Raw genomic sequence first — 21,582 nt, forward strand, 5'->3', positions numbered from 1 at the left:
CTGATCAGAGTCTTGCCGGCCGCCTGAGGTCAAGGGTCATCGGGAAATCTTCCGCCGGTTGTTCCTCGCGCGGCACATAGGCCGATGGTGTATGGCCGCGCGGTTCGAAGCGGGCGAGCCGCCGCGCTTCCGCCTCATTGCCGTTGACCGGGAAGGTGTCGTAATTGCGGCCGCCGGGATGAGCGACATGGTAGACGCAGCCGCCGATCGCCCTTCCCGACCAGCGGTCATAGATGTCGAACACCAGCGGCGTGTTGACCGGCAGCGCCGGATGCAGGCCCGAAGCCGGCTGCCAGGCCTTGAAGCGCACGCCGGCCACCGCGACTTCACGGTTATCGGTCACCTTCATTGGCACGATGCGGCCGTTGCAGACGATGGCATGGCGTTCCGGGTTGAGGCCTTCGGTCTTGACCTGCAGCCGCTCGACCGAGGAATCGACGAAGCGCACGGTTCCGCCGATTGCGCCCTGCTCGCCCATGACATGCCATGGTTCCAGCGCCTGACGCAGTTCCAGCTTGATGCCGGCATGCTGGACCTCGCCGCAGAACGGGAAACGGAATTCGAGCTGGGCGTCGAACCATTCGGGACGGAATTCGAAGCCGTTGAGCTTGATATCGTCGAGCACATCGAGAAAGTCCGCCCAGACATGATGCGGCAGCATGAAACGGTCGTGCAGCGAAGTGCCCCAGCGTACGAAGCGGCCGTCGAGCGGGCTCTTCCACGCGCGGGCGATGATCGCCCTGACAAGCAATTGCTGCGCCAGGCTCATGCGCGCATTGGGCGGCATCTCGAAGCCGCGGAACTCGACCAGCCCCAGCCGGCCGGTCGGCCCGTCCGGCGAGAACAGCTTGTCGATGCAGATTTCCGAGCGGTGCGTGTTGCCGGTGACATCGGTCAACAGGTTGCGGAACAGCCGGTCGACCAGCCACGGCAGGGGTGCCGCGCCCTGGTCCGGATGCGGCACCTGCGCCATGGCGATCTCGAGTTCGTAGAGCGAATCGTGGCGCGCCTCGTCGAAGCGCGGCGCCTGGCTGGTCGGGCCGATGAACAGGCCGGAGAACAGGTAGGACAGCGAGGGATGCCGCTGCCATTGCAGCACCAGGCTCTTCAACAGATCGGGCCGGCGCAGGAACGGACTGTCATTGGGCGTAGCACCGCCGACCACGACATGGTTGCCGCCGCCCGTGCCGGTGTGGCGGCCGTCGATCATGAACTTGTCGGCGCCAAGCCGCGTCAGCCGCGCCTCCTCATAGATCGCCGTGGTCGTTGCCACGCAATCCTGCCAGTTGGAAGCCGGGTGGATGTTGACCTCGATGACGCCGGGATCGGGCGCGACACGGATGACGTTGAGGCGCGGATCGTGCGGCGGCCCGTAGCCCTCGATATGCACGGGCAGGCCGATGGCACGCGCCGCATTCTCGGCGGCGGCGACCAGTTCGAGATAATCCTCCAGCGCCTCGACCGGCGGCATGAACACGCACAGCCGGCCGTCGCGCGGCTCGACGGAGAGTGCGGTGCGCACCGCGCCGCCGATCTCGGTGATCTCCTGTTCGACCCGATCCTGCTGGCCGGTCGCCGCGGTGAACGACGCCGCCTGCTGGCGACGCGCCATCTCGTCGGCGCCTTCGAGCTCGGCCGGTGCCGCAGTGGGCAGGATCGCCTCGCGCGGGGGCAATGGGCCGCGCGGCAGCGAGGGATCGACCGGCACGATATAGGGGAACTGCGCCGGCGGCACGTAGGGCAGCGTGCCCAGGGGCAAGCGATAGCCGACCGGTGAATCGCCTGGCACCAGGAACAGCCGCCCGCGCCGCGTCTTCCATTTCTCCGAACGCCAGCGCGGTCCGGAAGCCTGGCTGTTCCAGCGCTGTACCGGCAGCACATAGCCGGACGGCTTGGTCAGCCCGCGCTCGAACACTCTTGCCATGCGGCTGCGCTCTTCCGGGTCTTCCAGCTTCGAATTCGACGGATCGACATTTTCCGGCAGCTTGCCTTCCTTGAGCAGCCATTCGGCCGGATCCTCATAGGCTTCGCTGACCATGGTCTTGTCGATGCCGAGCTCGCCGGCTATCGCCGTGAGCAGGCTTTCGGCCTGCTGCGGACCAACCTTGGCTTCGCTTTTCTCCCGCGCGATCAGCGACGGATCGCTCCACACCGGCTGGCCGTCGGCACGCCAGTAGAGCGAGAAGGTCCAGCGCGGCAGGCTTTCGCCCGGATACCATTTGCCCTGGCCGTAGTGGAGAAAGCCGCCCGGTGCGAAACGCTCGCGCAGCCTGCGGATCAGCGAATCGGCCTTTTCGCGCTTGGTCGGACCGACGGCGGCGGTGTTCCATTCGGCGGATTCGAAATCGTCGATCGACACGAAGGTCGGCTCGCCGCCCATCGTCAGCCGAACGTCGCCTTCGCCAAGTGCTGCATCGACCTTGTTGCCTAGCGCGTCGAGCGCCTGCCAGCTTTCGTCGGAGAATGGCTTGGTGATGCGCGGATGCTCGGCGATGCGGTCGACCCGCATGTCGAAGCCGAACTCGACATTGGCAAAGCTCGCCATGCCGGAAATCGGCACCGCGTTGCGGAAATGCGGGGTTGCGGCAAGCGGCACATGGCTCTCGCCTGTGAGCAGACCCGAGGTCGGGTCGAAGCCGATCCAGCCGGCGCCCGGCAGGTAGACCTCGCACCAGGCGTGCAGATCGGTGAAATCGACGGATGTGCCGGCCGGTCCGTCCAGCGCAATGAGATCAGGCTTCAGCTGGATCAGATAGCCGGACACGAAACGCGCGGCGATGCCGAGATTGCGCAGGATCTGGACCAGCAGCCAGCTCGAATCCCGGCATGAGCCCTTGCCGGCGGCGAGCGTTTCCTCCGGCGAGAACACGCCGGTCTCCATGCGCACGATATAGGCGATCTCGCGCTGCAGGCGCGCATTGAGGTCGACAAGAAAATTGACGGTGTTTTTCGCGCTGGTGTCGATGGTTCGCAGGAAGGCCGAAAGCAGCGGCCCCGACGGCTCCGGTGTCCGGTAGATGGCGAGATCATCCCTGATCTCTTCCGGATATTCGAACGGGAACGTCTCGGCCGACGGCTCGACGAAGAAATCGAACGGATTGTAGACCGTCATGTCGGCGACGAGATCGACCTCGATCTTCAGTTCGCTCACCGGCTCGGGGAAGACGAAGCGGGCGAGGAAGTTGCCGTAGGGATCCTGCTGCAAATTGACGAAATGGTTCGCCGGCTCGACCTTGAGCGAATGGCTCAACACCTTTGTCCGGGAATGCGGCGCCGGCTGCAGCCTGACGATCTGGGGACCGAGAACCACCGGCCGGTCGTATTTGTAATGGGTCAGATGGTAGACGGCTGCCAGAATTGCCATGGGGCCCCGGGGATCGGCGTTTCAAACGAATTCGCCGAACCCTGACACATCTGCTGGCCATTCTCCAAGCACAGATGTTGCGGTGCACCTAATTTAAGCAGCTGAAGCTGCCTCAGAAGAACGCCTGTATCCCGGTCTGCGCCCGTCCCAGGATCAGCGCATGCACGTCATGCGTGCCTTCATAGGTGTTGACCGTCTCCAAATTCTGCGCGTGGCGCATGACGTGGTAGCCGATCTGGATGCCGTTGCCGCCGTGCATGTCGCGGGCCTGGCGGGCGATATCGAGCGCCTTGCCGCAATTGTTGCGCTTGACGATCGAGATCATCTCCGGCGCCATCTTGCCTGCATCGAGCAGCCGCCCGACGCGCAGGGATGCCTGCAGCCCGAGCGCGATCTCGGTCTGCATGTCGGCAAGCTTCTTCTGGTAAAGCTGCGTACCGGCCAGCGGCTTGCCGAACTGCTTGCGGTCCAAGCCATACTGGCGGGCGCGGTGCCAGCAATCTTCCGCAGCGCCCATCGAACCCCACGAGATGCCGTAGCGGGCCCGGTTGAGGCAGCCGAACGGGCCGCCAAGGCCCTTGGCGTTGGGCAGCAGCGCGTCCTCGCCGACCTCGACCCCTTCCATCACCACCTCGCCGGTGATCGACGCGCGCAGCGACAGCTTGCCGCCGATCTTCGGCGCCGACAGCCCCTTCATGCCCTTTTCCAGCACGAAACCACGGATCTCGTCCTTGCCGTTCTCGCCCTTCAGCTTCGCCCAGACGACGAACACATCGGCGATCGGCGCGTTGGAAATCCACATCTTCGAGCCGCTGAGCTTGTAGCCGTTCGCCGTCTTCTCGGCGCGCGTCTTCATGCCGCCAGGGTCCGAGCCTGCATCCGGCTCGGTCAGGCCGAAGCAGCCGATCCACTCGCCGCTGGCGAGCTTGGGCAAGTACTTCTTGCGCTGCTCTTCGGAACCATAGGCGTGGATCGGATACATCACCAGCGACGACTGCACCGACATCATCGAGCGATAGCCGGAATCGACGCGTTCGACCTCCCGCGCGACCAGCCCGTAGGTCACATAGTTGGCGCCGAGGCCGCCATACTCTTCCGGGATGGTAATGCCGAGCAGGCCGGCCTCGCCCATCTCGCGAAAGATGCCGGCATCCGTCTTTTCGTTGAGATAGGCGTCCTCGATGCGTGGCGCCAGCTTGTCGGCGGCGAAGGCAGCCGCGCCGTCGCGCACCATGCGCTCTTCCTCCGAAAGCTGGTCCTCGATCAGGAACGGGTCTTCCCAGACGAATGCATTCTTCTCGGCGGCCATGGCTCTTGGTCCTCAAACGGGATGAAGCCCGGCTTATCGGCTTGCAGCCTGAAAAAATCAAACGAAATTGCTTCACGGATCAATGAGCATTAGGAATGGATCATGAGTGTCCAACGCCGCCTGCTACCCAATATCGGTGCGCTTGCCGCCTTCGAGGCGGTGGCCAGGCTCGGGTCCTTCACCGCCGCCGCGCAGGAGCTGGATCTCACCCAGGGGGCGGTCAGTCGGCAGGTCAAGCTGCTGGAGGAGCAGTTCGGCCGCCGGTTGTTCGAACGCGACAGCCGCAATGTCCGGCTGTCAGCGGCGGGCGAAATCTATGCCGAAGCGGTGCGTTCAGCACTCGGCCAGTTGCGCGACGCAGCCCTTGGACTGATGAGCAATCGGCATAGTGGTATGCTGAACCTCGCCATTTTGCCGACCTTCGGCACGCGCTGGCTGATGCCGATGATCCCCGATTTCGTCGAGAACAATCCAGATATCACCATCAACTTCGTCACCCGCGTCGGCCGCTTCGACTTCGCCCGGGAAAGGCTGGATGCCGCCATCCATTACGGCTTGCCGGACTGGCCGGAGGCGGACTCCACTCTTCTGGTGCGCGAAACGGTGACGCCGGTGGTGTCGCCGGAATTCCTCGCCGGCCGCGCCATCGCCACGCCGACCGATATCGGCCGCCTGCCGCTGCTGCACATGGCGACGCGCCCCGGCGCCTGGACCGAATGGTTCGAGCATCAGGGCTTGAGCGCGCCGGCCGGACCGGGCATGCAGTTCGAACAATTCGGCACCGCCGCCCAGGCCTGCATGGCGGGGCTTGGGGTGGCGCTGTTGCCGCTGCTCCTCATCGCAGGCGAATTGCAGCGCGGCCAGTTGGTGCCGGCGCCCGGCCAGCCCATGCAAAGCCGCAGCGCCTATTACCTCGTCGTCCCGCACGACAAGCGCGACCATCCCCCTGTGGCCAGCTTTCGCGACTGGCTGCTGGAGCAGGTTGAGAAGGAGCCGGCTGTTCTGGCCTGGTAGCTACTTCCGCTTCAGCGCATCCGCCAGCGCCGCGCCGAAGGCCCCTTGCTGGGCCGGCCGTTCCGGCTGGCGTTGCGGCGCTGGCGAGCGCGGCGCCGGCCTGCCGCCGCCATTGTCGCGCGGCCCGCCTTTCGATGCGCCGCCCTCGCCGCTGTCCTTGCGCATGGAGAGCGCAATGCGCTTGCGCTTGATGTCGACGTCGACCACACGCACCTTGACCACATCGCCGGCCTTGACCACCTCATGCGCGTCCTTGATGAAACGGTCGGCCAGTTGCGAGACATGCACCAGCCCGTCCTGGTGCACGCCGATATCGACGAAGGCGCCGAAGGCGGCGACATTGGTCACGGTGCCTTCCAGCAGCATGCCGGGCTTCAGATCCTTGATGTCGTCGACGCCGTCGGCGAAGGTCGCCGTCTTGAAGCCGGGGCGCGGGTCGCGGCCGGGCTTTTCCAGCTCGGCAAGGATGTCGCGCACCGTCGGCAGGCCGAAACGCTCGTCGACGAAGACGCGCGGGTCAAGCGCCTTGAGCGCGGCACTGTCGCCCATCAGCGAGCGCACGTCGCGGCCGCAGGCGGCGACGATCTTCTTGGCCACGCCATAGGCTTCCGGATGCACTGACGAGGCATCGAGCGGCTCGCTGCCATTGGCGACGCGCAGGAAGCCCGCGGATTGTTCGAACGCGCGAGGTCCGAGCCGCGGCACCTTGAGCAGGTCCTTGCGGCTGCCAAAGGGACCGGTCGCATCGCGGTGCGCGACGATGGCGTCGGCGAGCGATGCGCCAAGTCCGGAAACGCGGGCCAGCAGTGGTGCCGAGGCGGTGTTGAGGTCGACGCCAACCGCGTTGACCGCGTCCTCGACCACCGCTTCCAGCGAGCGGCCGAGCCGGTACTGGTCGACATCGTGCTGGTACTGGCCGACGCCGATCGACTTGGGTTCGATCTTGACCAGTTCGGCCAGCGGATCCTGCAGGCGCCGCGCGATCGACACCGCGCCGCGCAACGACACGTCGAGGCCGGGAAATTCCGCCGCCGCCGTCGCCGATGCCGAATAGACCGAGGCGCCCGCCTCGCTGACGATCACCTTCAGCGGCTTCGGCCCACCATCCGAAGGCATGTCGGACAGCATGTCCGCCACCAGCTTCTCCGTCTCGCGGCTGCCTGTGCCGTTGCCGATCGAAATCAGCTCGACCTTGTGCAAGCGGATGAGCTTGGCGAGTTCGGCCTGCGTGCCGCGCACATCGTTCTTCGGCGGGAAGGGATAGACCGTCGTCGTTGCCACCAGCTTGCCGGTGCCGTCGACCACCGCCACCTTGACGCCGGTGCGGATGCCGGGGTCGAGCCCCATGGTCGGCCGCGAACCGGCCGGCGCGGCCAGCAGCAGATCCTTCAGATTGCGGGCGAAGACATGGATCGCCTCTTCCTCGGCCCGCTCGCGCAGATCGCGCATCAGGTCGAGCGTCAGGTGCAGCGACAGCTTGATGCGCCAGGTCCAGCCGGCGACCTCCATCAGCCAGCGGTCGCCGGGCAGGCTGGCACCGATCGCATAGGCGTTGGCGATCATCCGCTCCACCGGTTTCACCGGCGACGCATCGTCGGCATCGACCTCGATGTCGAGCGACAGCACCTCTTCGTTACGGCCGCGCAGCATGGCCAGCGCGCGATGGCTCGGCACGTTGGCCCAGCGCTCGACATGGTCGAAATAGTCGGAGAACTTGGCGCCGGCCTCCTGCTTGCCGTCGACGACCCGGGCGCGCATGAAGGCGCGGTCCTTCATGTAGGTGCGCAGCTTGCCGACCAGATCGGCATTCTCGGCGAACTGTTCCGACAGGATGTCGCGCGCGCCTTCAAGCGCTGCTTTGGTATCGGCCACCTCCTCGGTGACATAGGCCAGTGCCGCCTCGGCGGGCACGAGCGAACGGTTGGCAAGGATGGCCTCCGCCAGCGGCCCCAGCCCACGCTCTCGGGCGATCTCGGCCTTGGTGCGGCGCTTCGGCTTGTAGGGCAGATAGATGTCTTCGAGTTCCGCCTTGGTGGCCGCCGCCGCGATCTTGGCTTCCAGTTCCTCGGTCAGCTTGCCCTGCTCGCGGATCGACCCGAGGATGGTGTCGCGGCGGGCGTCGAGTTCGCGCAGATAAGCCAGCCGCTCGGCAAGGTCGCGCAGCTGCGTGTCATCGAGCCCGCCGGTCACCTCCTTGCGGTAGCGCGCCACGAACGGCACTGTCGCGCCCTCGTCGAGCAATTCGATCGCCGCCGCCGCCTGTTCGGGCCGCGCCTTGATCTCGGCCGCGATGATGGCTGCGATGCGCTTGATGTCGGATGCCATGTCGTTCCTGCTCTCGTCAAAAGAGCGGCGACCATAGGCGCAGACGCCTGTCTCGCCAACCGCGACGTTTTCAACCGTCGCGGGCGGTCCACAGGAAAGCATGCGGCAACGAAGCCGCGCCCGACAGGTCAGACCAGTTGGGTCAGCGCCTCGAAGAAGGCGACGATTTCGAGATCAAGCGGGTCATCGACCGGCTCCGGCTGCGACGACATCTTGGCGATGACCACTTCCGCCTTCGGATCGACATAGAGCCACTGGCCGTGAATGCCGATGCCGCAATAGGCGCCACTCGGCTTGCCTGACTGGTACCATTTGTTGCGGTAGCGGCCTTGCGGGAACAACGGCAGCATGGTGCCGCGCTGCCAGGCTTCGGCGCTGCCGCCAGTGCTGACCGTATCGCGCACCCAGGCCTCCGGCACGATGCGGCGGCCATTGGCGGTCCCGCCTTGCCGCATCATTTCGCCGACCCGCGCCAGGTCGCGCGGCGTCACCGAAATGCCGCCTGCGGTGCGTGCCGTGCCTTCCATGTCGACACCGATCGAAGCTTCGCTCACGGCGCCGAGCGGCAGCCACAATTTCTCGCGCATCAGGTCACTGAAGCGCTGGCCGGATGCGCGCTCCAGCAACAGGCCGAGCAGGTCGGAATTGGGCGAGCGGTAGCGGAAGGTCTGGCCGTGCGGCTCGGCAAGCCGCTGCAGGGACAGGATGAATTCGCGCAGGCTTTCCGTGCCGCCACCCGGGTTCCACAGCGTGGCGCGGCGATAGCGGGCAAAGGCGCTTTCCGGATCGAGATAGGCCTCCTCGAAATCGAGGCTGACACTCATGTCGAGCACATGGCGCGCACTCGCGTCGCCATAGGCCGACCCGGCGGCTTCCGGAATGTAGGCCGTGACCGGCGCTTCCGGATCGAACACCTCCTCGCCTTCCAATATGCCGGCGACGATGGCGGTCGCCGACTTGCTGATCGAGAAGATGATGTGGCGGGCGCCGAAATCCATGTGCGGCGCGAACCAGTCGCCGATTACCTTGCCGCCCTTCATTACCGTCAGCGCGTCGGTGCTGGAGCGCGCGAGGAATTCGGCGACCGTCTCCGGCGCGTTGGCCACCGAAACCTTTTCGCCGAGCAAACCACCGAAATCCTTCGCTTGTGCCTCGGCGCCAGCGGATGCCGTGGCTACGCGTGCCGTCGGCACCAGTTCGCCAAGGTTCTGGAATGACCATCGGTTGAACGGGCTTTCGCGCCAGTTGGAAAGCAGCACCTCGTTGCGGGCGAAGCCGTAGCGGGTCTCGAACGCGGTCTTGCCGGTCATGGCGTTTCCTTCCAGCTCGTTTCTTGTGGGGGCTTAGAGCAGTGCGGCGGCGATGGCGTGCACGGCCTTCAGCGTCGCCGTGGAGTAGGCGAGGTTGCTGAAATCCGGCCAGGTCGAAAGCTTCACCACGACCATTCCCGTGTTCCAGTCGATATGGATCATCTGCCCGAACACGCCCCGGCACATCAGCGCGCGCGAGGCGGGATTCTCGATCCAGAACTGGTTGCGGTAGCTGCCCTGCGGCAGGCTGGGGGAGAAATCCGGCCCGTGCCTGCCATTGCGTGTCGCCTCGATCCATGCGGCCGGCACGATCCCGCCGCCATTGTCGAGGATCATCTGGCCAAAGCGGCCATAGTCACGCAAGGTCGCGTTGAAGCCGCCATCGGCCAGCGCATAGCCGGCGCTGTCGACGGTGAAGCAGGCGCTTTCGTCGGCCCCGAGCTTTTGCCAGAGTTCTTCCGAGACCAGCTGCGCCAGCCGCTTGCCTGTCACCCGCTCCATGACGAAGGCGAGCACATCGGTCTCGATCGAGCGATACTCGAACGCCGCGCCGTGCGGCCGGACCGTGTCCCTCAAACCCAGGATCAGCTCGAACATATGCGAGGGCCAGCGGAAGTTCGGATCGCTGCCCGGCGGCACCGGCTTCCAGCCGGTGGCGACATCGACCTGGCCGATATCGGAATAGCGGTCGGTATACTCTTCGGAAAAACGCACGCCCGTCGTCATGTCGAGCACATGCTGAACGCTGGCGCCGGCCCAGCCGGTGGCGCCGAGTTCCGGCAGGTAATCGGTCACAGGCCTGGCCGGATCGATCAGGCCGCGCCCGGCCAATATGCCGAACACCGAACCGGTGATAGACTTGGCCATCGACTGCGACAGATGCAGCGTGCGCTCGTCCATGCCGTTGAAGTAGCGCTCATAGGCGATCCGGCCGTGCTTGAGCACGAGGAAGCCATCCGTATAGGTCTCGTCGAGCAATCCGGCGAGCGTCGAGGGCCTGCCCTCGCTGTCCGCGACCGGCAGCCCGTCGAGATCGACCTCGGCGCGTTCGAGACGATGGCGGTGGCCATTGCCGCGCCAGACTTCGGCGGTCGGCAGGATTTCCCTGATGTGCTGGAACGCCCAGCGGTTCCATGGCGGCCGGTCCCAGTCGAGCTTCGGTGGCATCATGGCGGGCGGCGAGCCCTGCATGATCGGCGGCCGCGGATCGCTGTTGCGATAGGAGTCCATGAAAGGCATTCCCGGAAAAGAAAAGACCCGGCGGCCCAGGGACGGATGATTTCAGGTCGGTTCGACCTGAAATCTGAATCCGTCTCTAAGTCAGAGAGACAGGACCGCCGGGTCCGTCATGCAGCGATTACTTCTGCAGTTCGGTCCAGATCTTGGTGTAGAGTTCCTGCGTTTCCGGTGCGCACATCTTCTGGAATTCGCCTTTCGGCTTGGCATCGGCCGGAATGACGACTTCCGGCGCGTCCTTCATGTCGGCCGGCATGTATTTATCCGAGCCGGTGATGGCGTTGGCATAGCGGTGGAAGGCCGAGAGGCCAGCCGCGTTTTCCGGATCCATGATGAAGTTCTGGAACAGCTTGGCGTTCTCGACGTTCTTGGCTTCCTTCAGGACGACGACGTTGTCGCTCCACAGGCCAAAGCCTTCCTTCGGATAGTTGTAGTGGATGGCCGCATTGGCCAGACGCTGGCGCAGCGCCGAGCCGTTCCAGTCGCTGGTTGCCTTGAAGTCGCCGGCGCCCATCTTCTCGATGGTGTTGTATTCCATCGCGATCCAGTTCGGCTTGGCCGCCACCAAAAGGTCGCGCACCTTCTTCAGCACCGCCTTGTCGTCGGTGCATTGCTGGCCGCCGACATATTTGATCGCCGCGAAGATGACGTCATTCATCTCGGGAACGACGTTGACCTTGCCCTTCAGCTCGTCGGGCGTGTTGAAGACGATGCCCCACGTATCGGCCGGCCCCTTGTAGGCATCGGTGTTGACGACGACGCCGATCGTGCCCCAGGCCCACGGCACGGAATATTTGCGGCCCGGATCGAATTCGGGATTGGCCCATTCCGGCGCGACGTTCTTGAAGTTCTCCATCTTGCCCGGATCGGTCTCGAGCAGGAGGCCTTCCTTGATCCAAATCGGCACGTAGGTCTGCGACGGCACGGCGATGTCGAAGCCGGTGCCGCCCTGCCGGACCTTGGCGAGCGCGGTGTCGTTGGAATCGTAATCGGTGATCGACACCTTGATGTTGTATTTGGCTTCGAACTTCTTGATCACGTCGGGGCTGGTGTAGTTGCCCCAATTGTAGATGTTGAGCACGCCATCGGCGCGGGCCAGGCCCGTCGAAGCGAGCAGCGCCAACCCCATGGCGGTCGCTGTTGTCTTCCAGTTCATCGTTCTAGCTCCCATTTCAGGTTTCAGTCTCGTTTCCTGCTGACGAAGAAAAACAACGTGACGATCGCGACCGAAAGCAGCAGGAAGGCGGTCGATATCGCGTTGATCTCGGGTGTGACGCCACGGCGGATCTGGCCGAGCATGTAAGTGGGCAGCGTGTCCTGGCCGCCCGATTTGACGAACTCGGTGATGACGACGTCATCGAGCGAGATGACGAAGGCCAGCATCAGGCCGGCCAGGATACCGGGCCACAAAAGCGGCAGCGTGATGCGGCGGAAGGTCTTCCACGGCGTCGCGTAGAGATCGGCCGCGGCGCGTTCCAGCGTCAGGTCCATATTCTCCAGCCGCGCCCGGATCGGCAGATAGGCGAATGGAATGCAGAACGCCGTATGCGCGGCGATCAAATAGCCGAGGCCGGAATAGCCGGTGAAGATCTTGATGCGCGAGAAGAAGATCAGCAGCGCCACGCCGGTGACGATCTCGGGCACCATCAGCGGCTGGTTGATCGCCGCATATTTGAAGGTGAGGCCGGGATAGGCAGCGGTGCGCGTGGTGGCAAGTGCCGCCATGGTGGCGAAGATGGTCGACAGCACCGCCGCGATGGCACCGATCTGGAACGAGCGCAGCGTTGCGTCGATGACCTGCGTGTTCTGGTATGCCGACTGGAACCATCGCAGCGAAAAGCCACCCCATTCCGATGTCGAGCTCGCCGCGTTGAAGGCATAGGCGACCAGCACGATGATGGGCAGATAGAGCACAATGAAGCAGGTCGCCGCGATCGCCGTGAAGCCCGGCTGGTGCTTGATGGAGAAATTGCTAGCCATGACGCACCCCTGACTTGCCGGCGTTGCGCACATAGGCAAGCAGCGCCAGCATGACGATGACCATCACAGTGATCGACAATGCCGAGCCAAGCGGCCAGTTGCGGCCTTGTCCGAACTGCAATTCGATCAGGTTGGACAGCATCATGTTCTTGCCGCCGCCAAGCACGACCGGCGTCACATAGGCGCCGAGAGCCGGGATGAAGACCAGGATCGAGCCGGCAATGACGCCGGGTTTGACCAGCGGGAAAATGATCTTCCGCAACACCTTGAAGCGTGTCGCGTAGAGATCATAACCGGCCTCGACCAGGCGGAAATCGAGCTTCTCCATGCTGGCATAGATCGGCAGCACCATCAGCGGCAGGTAGACATAGGCCATGCCGATCAGGATCGCGGTGTCGGTGTAGAGGATCTGGATCGGCGCCGAGATAATGCCGAGCTTGAGCAGGATCGTATTGATGATGCCTTCGTTGCGGATGATCTGCAGCACCGCGAAGGTGCGGATCAGGAGGTTTGTCCAGAACGGGATGGTGATCAGGAACAGCCAGAGATCCCTGGTCTTCTCGCTGCGCGTGGCCATGAAATAGGCGGTCGGGAACCCGAGCGCCAAAGTGGCCAGCGTCGTCACCACCGCAAGCTTGATCGAGCGCCAGAAGATGGTGACATGCGCCGCCGCGAGCGAAAGCGTATCGTCGAAAATATCCCGTTCCATGAACACCGATATCCAGGCATCGGGCGAAAACTGCCATTTCACGTCGCCATAGGCGCCGGGCGTCAGGAACGAGTAGACGAGCACGATCAGCAACGGGCCGGTCGCGGCGAGCAGGATGACCAGCAGCGCCGGCGCTGACAAAAGCCAGCGGTCACGGACATCACGTCGTTCCGCTGCCTTGGCGACTTCTTCAGCGGTGGCCATCAGTCCCTCAGCACTTGCGCGGCGTCATTGCCGATCAGGATGCCGACCTTGTCGCCGCGCTCGAAACCGCAGCCTGCGCTGCGCGTGTTCTGCTGGCGCACGGTGAAGGCCTCGCCACTGTCGAGCTGGACATGGATATGCGTGTCGGTGCCGAAATAGACGATGTTTTCGACCGTGCCCGACAGGTCGCCCTTGTCCTTGGTCAGCTTGGCATGCTCGGGCCGCACCACCACGGTCGCGTTGTCCTTCGGCTGGAACCCTTCGGCAACGGTCGCCTCGATGGTCGTGCCGGATTTGAGCGTCGCGCGTGTCTTGCCGTTGCTGGTGCCCGATATGGCGGCGGTGAGGAAGTTGGTCTCGCCGATGAAATCGGCGACGAAGCGCTCCGCCGGCTTGTCGTAGATATCCCAGGGCGAGCCGACCTGCAGGATCTTGCCCGACGACATCACCGCGATGCGGTCCGACATGGTCAGCGCTTCTTCCTGGTCATGGGTGACAAAGATGAAGGTGATGCCGGTCTCGTGCTGCAGCCGCTTCAACTCGATCTGCATCTCCTTGCGCAGCTTGTAGTCGAGTGCCGAGAGCGGTTCGTCGAGCAGCAGCACTTTCGGCTGCGGCGCCAGCGCCCTGGCCAGCGCCACACGCTGCTGCTGGCCGCCGGAAATCTGGGCCGTGCGGCGACCGGCCAGCGCTTCCATCTTGACCAGCTTGAGCATCTCGGCGACGCGCGCCTTGATCTCGGCCTTGGGCTTGCCGAGCATCTCCAGGCCGAAGCCGATATTGTCGGCCACCGTCATGTGCGGGAACAGAGCGTAGGACTGGAAGACGGTGTTGACCGGCCGCTTGAAGGGCGGCAGCGGCGCGATGTCCTGGCCGTAGAGCAGGATTTCACCGGCGGTTGGAAAATCGAAGCCGGCGATCAGCCGCAGAAGGGTGGTCTTGCCGCAGCCGGACGGTCCCAGCAGCGTGAAGAACTCGTTCTCGCGAATGGATACAGAGACCTTGTCGAGAGCAGCGACCTGCCCCTCACCCGATCCGAAAATTTTACTGACGTTTACTACTTCAATCGCATTCCGATCCGGTTTGTCCGGCACGATTACGCCTCACTGTTGACCCCGCTCTTGCTGGCGGAGCTGTTCCCCTGTTCGATGTGACCACACGCCCGGTAGGTTGGCAAGCCCGGCATTGAATCACAGTTCAGTCCGTCTTTAGCCAGCAAGCCTCATGCCATTGTCAGGCCTTATAGGTGATCTTGCCGCCGCAAATCGTCGTCACCGGGCGCACCTTGTGCAGGTCGGCCGGGGCCGTCTTCTCGATATCGGCCGACAGAACCACCAGATCGGCCATATAGCCTGATTTCAGTGTACCTTTGCGGTGTTCGGCGAATTCGGCATAGGCGCCCTCGACCGTGTAGGCGGCCAGTGATTCCTGCAGCGAGAAACTTTGGTCCGGGTCGCTGTCTGCCCATGGTTTGCGCATCACTGCCGCCTGAATGCCCAGGATCGGGTCGATCGGCGACACCGGCCAGTCCGAGGCGAAGACGACATGCGCGCCGGCATTCTTCAGGGTTCGCCAGGCATAGCTCAGCGGCCAGCGGGCCGGCCCGATACGCGACACGGTCGGCTCCAGCGGGAAATCCATGGCGCCGGGCGGATGCGGCGGCTGCATTGAGGCGATGACGCCGAGTTCGGCGAAGCGCGGCACGTCCGATGTGGTGGTGACCTCGATGTGTTCGATGCGATGGCGGCTGTCGCGCTTGCCATTGGCCTTTTGCGCCGCCTCGTAGCCGTCGAGCACCGCACGCACCGCGCCATCGCCGATCGAGTGCACCGCGATCTGCAGCCCGCGCCTGTCGACGGCAACGGCCAGATCGATGAACTGCTGCGGCGTGAACAGCGGCTCGCCCACCCAGTCGGGGCGATCGGCATAGGGCTCGACCATGACAGCCGTCCAGGAATCGAGCACGCCGTCATAGAACACCTTGACCATGCCCGATGACAGCCACTCGCTGTTGTAGCGCTCGGCCATGACGGATGCCTTGTCGAGCATGTCGAGCGTCATGAAATTCTTGTAGTGGAACGGGATCTGCACGCGGCAGGGCAAGCCCTCCTCGGCGTCGATCTCGGCCAGCAGTTCGAGCTGGTAGAGATTGCCGTCCATGTTCTGGATAGAGGTGATGCCGTGGCGCGCGCACCAGGCGAGGCCGCGCCGCATGATGTCGCGGTCGGCGGCGCGTTCGGCCGCGGACGGCATCGGATCCGGCTCGCCCCCGGTCGCCAGCCCCAGCCGCACCCGGCCCTCGCCGGCAAGATCGAGCACCGGGCCGAAAGCCTCGCCCTCGCGCAACTCGCCGGCCGCCAGGCCATCCTCGCCCATGACGATTTCATTGCCCGGACCAAGCGCGCGGCCATGCAGGATGCCTGCCATCTCCAGCGCCTTGGTGTTGGCCCACATCGTGTGGTGGTCGGGCGCGGCCATGCAGAACGGGCGATCCGGCAGGATTTGATCGAGATGGTGGCGCGTCACCCGCTCGTCGCCGAGCACGGTGTAGTCGACGCCTTGCCCGACCAGCATTTTCGCCTCGGGCTTGGTCGACGCATAGTCGCGGATCGCCTTTTGCAGCGCCTCGAAGCCATGGACACCGCCAAGCTGAAGATGCGCGAGCTCGGCCCCTCCCGAGAACAGATGCATGTGGGCTTCGATGAAACCGGGCAGGACCGAACCGCCCTTGGCGTCGATCACCTGTGTGGCCGCTCCCTTGAGCTCTTCGATGGCGGCGCGGCTGCCAACGGCGATGATGGCGCCGTCCTTGACGGCAACGGCCTCGGCGACGGGATTGCCACCGTCCATGGTCAGCACACGACCATTGATGACGATCAGATCCGCACTGTGACCCGCACCCGTAACAGACATCGCGACTCCGCGCTTTTGATGACCGAATGAGACCGACAGCCCTGAGCTCAACGAACTGCCACCCACCGGAGCGGCGCCACGGAACAAAAACGATGCCAGTCCGCTGTCTTCGAAATTCCCCTTGTTATCCCTAGGGACAGCGTGGATAAAGAATGCGACTGATTATTCGCGTTTGTCAACATGCGGAATTTAGAATGTATTGGGGGCAGCACCCTGCGCTTGTGTTGGGACCAGGCGGGGAACGAGGACATCGAGCAGTGAAGCGCAGTCTCGACCGCAAAACCAGGATAGCGCTCGAGCCGCGCAAGCAGCCGCGGCAGCAACGGTCGAGCAAGGTGGTCGACCGCATTCTCGACGCGGCGCTGATCTTGACACGGGAGCAAGGAACCAGGACGCCGACGACGCTCGCCATAGCGCAGCGCGCGGGCCTGTCGGTCGGTTCGGTCTACCAGTACTTCCCCAACAAGGAAGCCATTCTTCTGGACCTCGCCCGGCGTTGGCTGTCCTCCTTTCCCGAGGTGATCGAGAAGCGCATCAAGGTCCCCCGGCCCACCAACCGCGAAGAATTCCGGCGCGAAGTGCGCAAGCTCTTCATCGACACGTCCAGTATCTATCTCGAAAACGCGACCCTGATGCCGGTGATCGAGGCCATTTCCGGCAACGCCGATCTCAGGCCTATCCAGGACGAATATGATCAGCAGATCATCGCGCTTTACGCCGCCTGGCTGCGGCACGTGAATCCGGCTCTCGAAGACAAGATAGCCAAACGGCTCGGCCTGGTGATGATGGAGGTCGGGCACGCCTGCCGGCTGGTCGGACTGAAGAGAGATCGCAGGACATACGACCTCATCGAGGACGATGTCGAAACCATGTGGCTCGCTTTGGTGAGCCCCTATCTCAACCTGGACTGATTTCGCATTTCGAGAGGAATTTCATGAAGACTGTCTATTCGCCGCTTCATGCTGGCCATGCCGGCCAGATGGAACTGGTCACCTCAGCCATCGTGCCGGGTTTTGAAAAACCCTCGCGGGCCGAGTTCATCAAGGCGCGGGTCGAAAGCGAGAAGCTCGGTCCGATCGTCCTGCCGCTCGAGCATGACCTTGCCGCCGCCAAGCGCATCCACAAATCAGACTATATCGACTTCCTGCCGACGGTCTGGCCGCAATGGGTAGCCTCCGGTCACGAGGGCACGGCCATGCCCTTCACCTGGCCGACGCGCGGCCTGCGCGGCGACGTGCCGCCAAAGCGTGTCGATGCGCTGCTCGGCTATTATTCCTTCGATGCCGGCGCCACCTTCGTCGAAGGCACCTGGGCCGCGATCAAATCGTCCTATGAGGTGGCGCTGACCGCTGCCGGCCTGCTCAAGGGCGGCGAGAGGTCGGCCTTCGCGCTCTGCCGCCCGCCGGGCCACCATGCCGGCGCCGGCTTCATGGGCGGCTATTGTTACATCAACAACGCCGCGGTCGCCGCGCAGTGGTTCCTCGACCAGGGCGCCAAACGCATCTCCATCCTCGACGTCGACTACCACCACGGCAACGGCACGCAGGAGATATTCTACGACCGCGCCGACGTGCAGGTCCTCAACCTGCATGGTGATCCCATGGTCGAATACCCGTTCTTCCTCGGCCATGCCGATGAACGCGGCGCGGGCGCCGGCGAAGGCTTCAACATCAACTATCCCATGCCGTTCGGCACCGACTGGGACGCCTGGAATGCCTCGCTGGAGGATGCCTGCGCCAGGCTCGCCGCCTACGCGCCCGATATCGTCATCGTCTCGCTCGGCGTCGACACGTTCGAGAAGGACCCGATCAGCCAATTCAAGCTGAAAAGCCTCGACTATCCCAAGATCGGCCGCCGCATCGCCAAGCTCGGCCTGCCGACGCTGTTCGTCATGGAAGGCGGCTATGCGGTCGAAGAGATCGGCATCAACGCCGTCGGCGTGCTGACCGGCTTCGAGGACCGGTAAACCGGCCCGCAAAAGCAAGGACTGATAGCAACAGGCACGACGGAAAAGGGCGGCATATCAGCCCTTTTCCAAGCTACGCAACCGTGCTCGGCGTGGCCATCGTTGCGGCTGCCTTGCGTGAGTGGCCGAGATAATAGACCGCCGCCGCCGCGATGACACCGGCTGCCAGGATGGCCATCGCCAGAACCGGCCGGTACCAGAACCAGGCAATCGCGATCGTCGTCGCGCCGACCAGGATCGCCAGGAAGAAGGCGATGATGCCGGTTCCCATCCGCGCCATGCTGCCGAGGAACGGGATGACGTCGAGGATCACGCCGATCGGGCTGAGGAACAGGGCAAAGCCGATGGTCAGCAGCAAAAGGCCGGCGGCGCGCAGCAGCCAGGTGATCAGCGTGTTGGCGCTCACCGCCTCGGCGAACATCTTGTCGGCCGGCACGTTGCCGGTATCGACCATCAGCAGCGCATCGCCCGCTTGCGTCTGGTAGGGCTCGAAGCGGCTGCCGGCCTGCCGCGCGACGATGCTGACCACGCCGAGCGGCGCCAGTTCGTAGCCGATGCGGTAGTCGCCCAATGCCGGCGTCGTGTTGTCGTTGCCGAGATAGATCTTGCCGTCGACGATGCTGAGCGGCTTCGTCCCGGCATAGGCGGCCTTGATCGCCGCCGACTGATTAGCCGACAGTGAATAGTTCTTGTCGCCGTCGATGCGATCCAGCACCGGCGTGTCCAGATCGAAGGCGACGAGCTTGCCTTCAGGGATCTGGAAGGCGTGGCTGTGGATCGCCATCGGCGGGTTCTGATGGCCGTCCGGCTTCTTGAAGTCCGAAGAGTCGATCTGGCTGTCGTCCCACACTTTCGAATAGCTGTAGGTGGTCTCCGTCTCCTCGCCGCCGCCAAGCTTCTTGGTGGTCTCGGATTTGGACTCCTCCTTCCACTGGTACATCTCGACGCTGCGCGACAGGCGCAGTCCTTGCGCGGCGATGCCGAAATCCGGATCCGACAGGCCGCTATCGGCCGTCACCGGCCCGCTGACATGCACCAGCTTGCCGTCATTACCGGAATCGACGCTGTCGGCGTTGATCGAGACCACGGCGCCGGCGCCTTCGGCCAGCGAGCGCGCCGTCTGCACGGCGCGGCCCTCGTTCCAGAAAAGCCCGATGACCATCAGCACGATCAAGAGCAGGCCGAAGATGACCCCACCGACTGTGCGCTTGATCCGTCCGAACCACGAGACGGAAGTAACTTCCCGAAATGAATCGCTCATCGTTTCCCCCCGAAACAAAAGATGCCAGGAGCCCGCATGGCACTGCCGCGGACGACCGCGGCTGCAATGCAACTACGAACTCCATTGCCGAAGGTGCCCACCCCTCCGACACTTGCGAAACTATCGCATCGGGCAGAGCGCGGATATGGCCGGCTTGCGCAGTCCCGGCATTTTCACACGCTCGAAGGCCGCGAAAATCGGCCTCTGAGTCGCGTGCGAGTCCGCCGGATTCGATTTTGTCAAATCGCGTTTGATGTCGGATTCATCTGCGGGTAGATTAGACCCGAATCAGCCGGTCCTCGGGGGGCGCGGCGACCACCCAAAGTCTCACGTTCCGGAGTTTTCCGGCGCCAGACGCGGATGTTCTTCGCGTTCCCTGAATGGATTCCGTCTGGTTGGGCGCGGCCCCGCGCCTCGTGTGTGTCTCGTAAAAGTAACGCGTTTTCGGGTTCGGCGGCTGGCTTCCAGCATCCGGACGGCAGAAACGATTCCGGCCAAAAGCAGCAAATGAGCAGTCCCGCCGCGCTTCTTCAATCCGACACATTGGGCTCGCGCCTGACGTCGCGCGGTGATCTGACCAGCTTTTTCATGGAGCTGACCGCCGAGATCGGCGCCGACAGCTACATGCTGGTTGCCATCGTCCACGACCAGGACCGCAACGATGCGCGCATCGTCTCCTCGAACTGGATCTTCGACGCCATCGAACTGATCGGCAAGCGGCTGATCGCCAGCCTTGCCCAGGGACCCCTCACGGTCGCGCCCGGTATCCGTCCGAGGCCACTGGTGGCAGCAGAGGCGCCTGATGCCGACGGGCTGGTCTCCGGCGAAGAGGCCCGCCTTCTCGACGTGCTCGGCCATGCCGAGATCTACTCCCTGCGGCTGAATGTCGGCCGCCAGCGCCTGTTCGCCCTGTTCTCGGCGGCGACATCAGGCCATATCGACCAGCCGGCGCTGATGAAGGCGCAGTTGAAATGCTGCTACGCGCTCTCGCATATCCCGCAGCTGATCGCCGCCGCCGCCATGCAGGATCCGCTGTCCGACCGCGAGCGCGAATGCCTGTTCTGGGTCTCGGAAGGCAAGACCACCGATGAGGTGGCGGTCATCCTTGGAGTCTCCTCCAATACCGTCAACAGCTACATCACCCACGCCATCCAGAAGTTCGCTGCCAGCAACCGTGCGATGGCCATCGCCACGGCGATCAGGAGTGGCATCATTTGAAACACGCCGACATCAAGGACGCCGCGGAGGCCCTTTTCAACGAACAGCGCAGCCCCTTCGGCGCCTTCTCACTCAGCTCCGAAACACATCACGCCGTCACCATTCCCGACGCCGTGCGCCGCTGCCGCTGGATTTCGGTCGACATCAATGCCTCGGCCTTCGGCCTGTACTTCGTCAGTCCGTCGCCGGAACGGGCCAGGCTGGTCCCATGCTTCGATTCCGACTATCCCGGCATCGCCGTGGCGACGAAGTTCATCTCGGGCGCCAATGGCGAGGAGATCGTGCGCCACACCCACAACTCGACGGAGCCACGCTGGTGGACCGATGACGGCGTCGCGGCCATGGCCGAGATGTTCGGCACCCTTGCCTGGACCGCGCAGATATCCCCCCTGGCGCCCGGCACCAGTGGCATTGCCTTTCCCGTCCACGCCGATCGCGGTCAGTGCGGCCTTGTCGTCTTCCTGGGATCGGAGATCGCGCTGCCGCAGGATGTGCTCTACGAAATCCACGCACGCTGCTTTTCCCTGTTCGCCGCCGTGGCGCGTATCCGCCCCGGCGATGCCGGCAGGATGCGCGCCATCTCCAAGCGCGAACTCGAATGCCTGAAGCTGACCGCCAACGGCAACACCAGCGAGGAGATCGCGCGGCTCCTGAAGCTGTCGGTGCATACCGCCAACCAGTACCTGACCCAGTCGACCCAGAAGCTCAACGCCGTCAACCGCAACCAGGCGGTCGCCAAGGCGCTGCGGTTGGGCCTGATCGAGTGATAAAAC

At 64.0% G+C, this 21,582-nt stretch carries 16 protein-coding genes; 5 read left to right on the plus strand and 11 right to left on the minus strand.

All coding sequences use genetic code 11. The annotated features are described in order from the left end of the window. Window positions 1-4: 4 nt before the first annotated feature. Window positions 5-3,364 (minus strand): transglutaminase family protein, encoded by a 3,360-nt coding sequence (locus tag QQK95_RS02675; RefSeq protein ID WP_284268622.1) that lies wholly within the window; start codon window positions 3,362-3,364, stop codon window positions 5-7. A 112-nt stretch (window positions 3,365-3,476) separates the two neighbouring features. Continuing rightward, a complete protein-coding gene (locus tag QQK95_RS02680) occupies window positions 3,477-4,673 on the minus strand; it encodes an acyl-CoA dehydrogenase (protein WP_284268623.1) in 1,197 nt (398 codons plus the stop codon). Between the two features lie 102 nt (window positions 4,674-4,775). Here QQK95_RS02680 and QQK95_RS02685 point away from each other — a divergent pair, with 102 nt between their 5' ends. Beyond that, window positions 4,776-5,687, plus strand: a complete 912-nt coding sequence (locus QQK95_RS02685; protein ID WP_284268624.1) for a LysR family transcriptional regulator — start codon at window positions 4,776-4,778, stop codon at window positions 5,685-5,687. On the opposite strand, the gene QQK95_RS02690 is transcribed toward QQK95_RS02685, so the two are convergent. The 8 genes from QQK95_RS02690 to QQK95_RS02725 all read right to left on the minus strand — a co-directional run bounded on the left by QQK95_RS02690 (window position 5,688) and on the right by QQK95_RS02725 (window position 16,364). Next, window positions 5,688-8,012: a Tex family protein gene (locus QQK95_RS02690; RefSeq protein ID WP_284268626.1), complete on the minus strand. Its 2,325-nt coding sequence runs from the start codon at window positions 8,010-8,012 to the stop codon at window positions 5,688-5,690. 128 nt (window positions 8,013-8,140) lie between these two features. Beyond that, complete coding sequence (locus QQK95_RS02695; protein ID WP_284268628.1) at window positions 8,141-9,322, minus strand: serine hydrolase domain-containing protein; 1,182 nt, start codon at window positions 9,320-9,322, stop codon at window positions 8,141-8,143. A gap of 33 nt (window positions 9,323-9,355) precedes the next feature. Continuing rightward, a complete protein-coding gene (locus QQK95_RS02700; protein ID WP_284268629.1) occupies window positions 9,356-10,552 on the minus strand; it encodes a serine hydrolase domain-containing protein in 1,197 nt (398 codons plus the stop codon). A gap of 127 nt (window positions 10,553-10,679) precedes the next feature. Next, window positions 10,680-11,714, minus strand: coding sequence for an ABC transporter substrate-binding protein (locus tag QQK95_RS02705; RefSeq protein WP_284268631.1), 1,035 nt, complete (start codon window positions 11,712-11,714; stop codon window positions 10,680-10,682). Window positions 11,715-11,737: 23 nt separating this feature from the next. Beyond that, window positions 11,738-12,538: an ABC transporter permease gene (locus tag QQK95_RS02710; RefSeq protein ID WP_284268632.1), complete on the minus strand. Its 801-nt coding sequence runs from the start codon at window positions 12,536-12,538 to the stop codon at window positions 11,738-11,740. Next, complete coding sequence (locus QQK95_RS02715; protein ID WP_010911255.1) at window positions 12,531-13,451, minus strand: ABC transporter permease; 921 nt, start codon at window positions 13,449-13,451, stop codon at window positions 12,531-12,533. Before QQK95_RS02715 ends, QQK95_RS02710 begins: the two co-directional genes overlap by 8 nt. Then, a complete protein-coding gene (locus QQK95_RS02720; protein WP_284268638.1) occupies window positions 13,451-14,545 on the minus strand; it encodes an ABC transporter ATP-binding protein in 1,095 nt (364 codons plus the stop codon). Before QQK95_RS02720 ends, QQK95_RS02715 begins: the two co-directional genes overlap by 1 nt. Window positions 14,546-14,684: 139 nt before the next feature. Next, window positions 14,685-16,364, minus strand: coding sequence for an amidohydrolase (locus QQK95_RS02725; RefSeq protein ID WP_284268640.1), 1,680 nt, complete (start codon window positions 16,362-16,364; stop codon window positions 14,685-14,687). Window positions 16,365-16,621: 257 nt separating this feature from the next. Between QQK95_RS02725 and QQK95_RS02730 the strand changes: the two genes are divergently transcribed. Beyond that, window positions 16,622-17,275: a TetR/AcrR family transcriptional regulator gene (locus tag QQK95_RS02730; protein ID WP_284268642.1), complete on the plus strand. Its 654-nt coding sequence runs from the start codon at window positions 16,622-16,624 to the stop codon at window positions 17,273-17,275. 23 nt (window positions 17,276-17,298) lie between these two features. Beyond that, entirely contained in the window at window positions 17,299-18,330 is a 1,032-nt protein-coding gene (locus tag QQK95_RS02735; protein WP_284268644.1) for a histone deacetylase family protein, read from the plus strand. 73 nt (window positions 18,331-18,403) lie between these two features. On the opposite strand, the gene QQK95_RS02740 is transcribed toward QQK95_RS02735, so the two are convergent. After that, window positions 18,404-19,591: a TMEM43 family protein gene (locus tag QQK95_RS02740; protein WP_284268646.1), complete on the minus strand. Its 1,188-nt coding sequence runs from the start codon at window positions 19,589-19,591 to the stop codon at window positions 18,404-18,406. A 507-nt stretch (window positions 19,592-20,098) separates the two neighbouring features. Between QQK95_RS02740 and QQK95_RS02745 the strand changes: the two genes are divergently transcribed. Both QQK95_RS02745 and QQK95_RS02750 read left to right on the plus strand, forming a co-directional pair. Further along, window positions 20,099-20,809 carry a helix-turn-helix transcriptional regulator gene (locus tag QQK95_RS02745; RefSeq protein WP_284268648.1) on the plus strand — a complete coding sequence of 237 codons (711 nt, stop codon included), beginning with the start codon at window positions 20,099-20,101 and terminating at the stop codon, window positions 20,807-20,809. Next, a complete protein-coding gene (locus tag QQK95_RS02750) occupies window positions 20,806-21,576 on the plus strand; it encodes a helix-turn-helix transcriptional regulator (protein WP_284268649.1) in 771 nt (256 codons plus the stop codon). The genes QQK95_RS02745 and QQK95_RS02750 overlap by 4 nt, the downstream gene beginning before the upstream one ends. Window positions 21,577-21,582 lie beyond the last annotated feature (6 nt).

The sequence above is a fragment of the Mesorhizobium huakuii genome, assembly GCF_030160235.1.
GTDB classification, from domain to species: Bacteria; Pseudomonadota; Alphaproteobacteria; order Rhizobiales; family Rhizobiaceae; genus Mesorhizobium; species Mesorhizobium huakuii.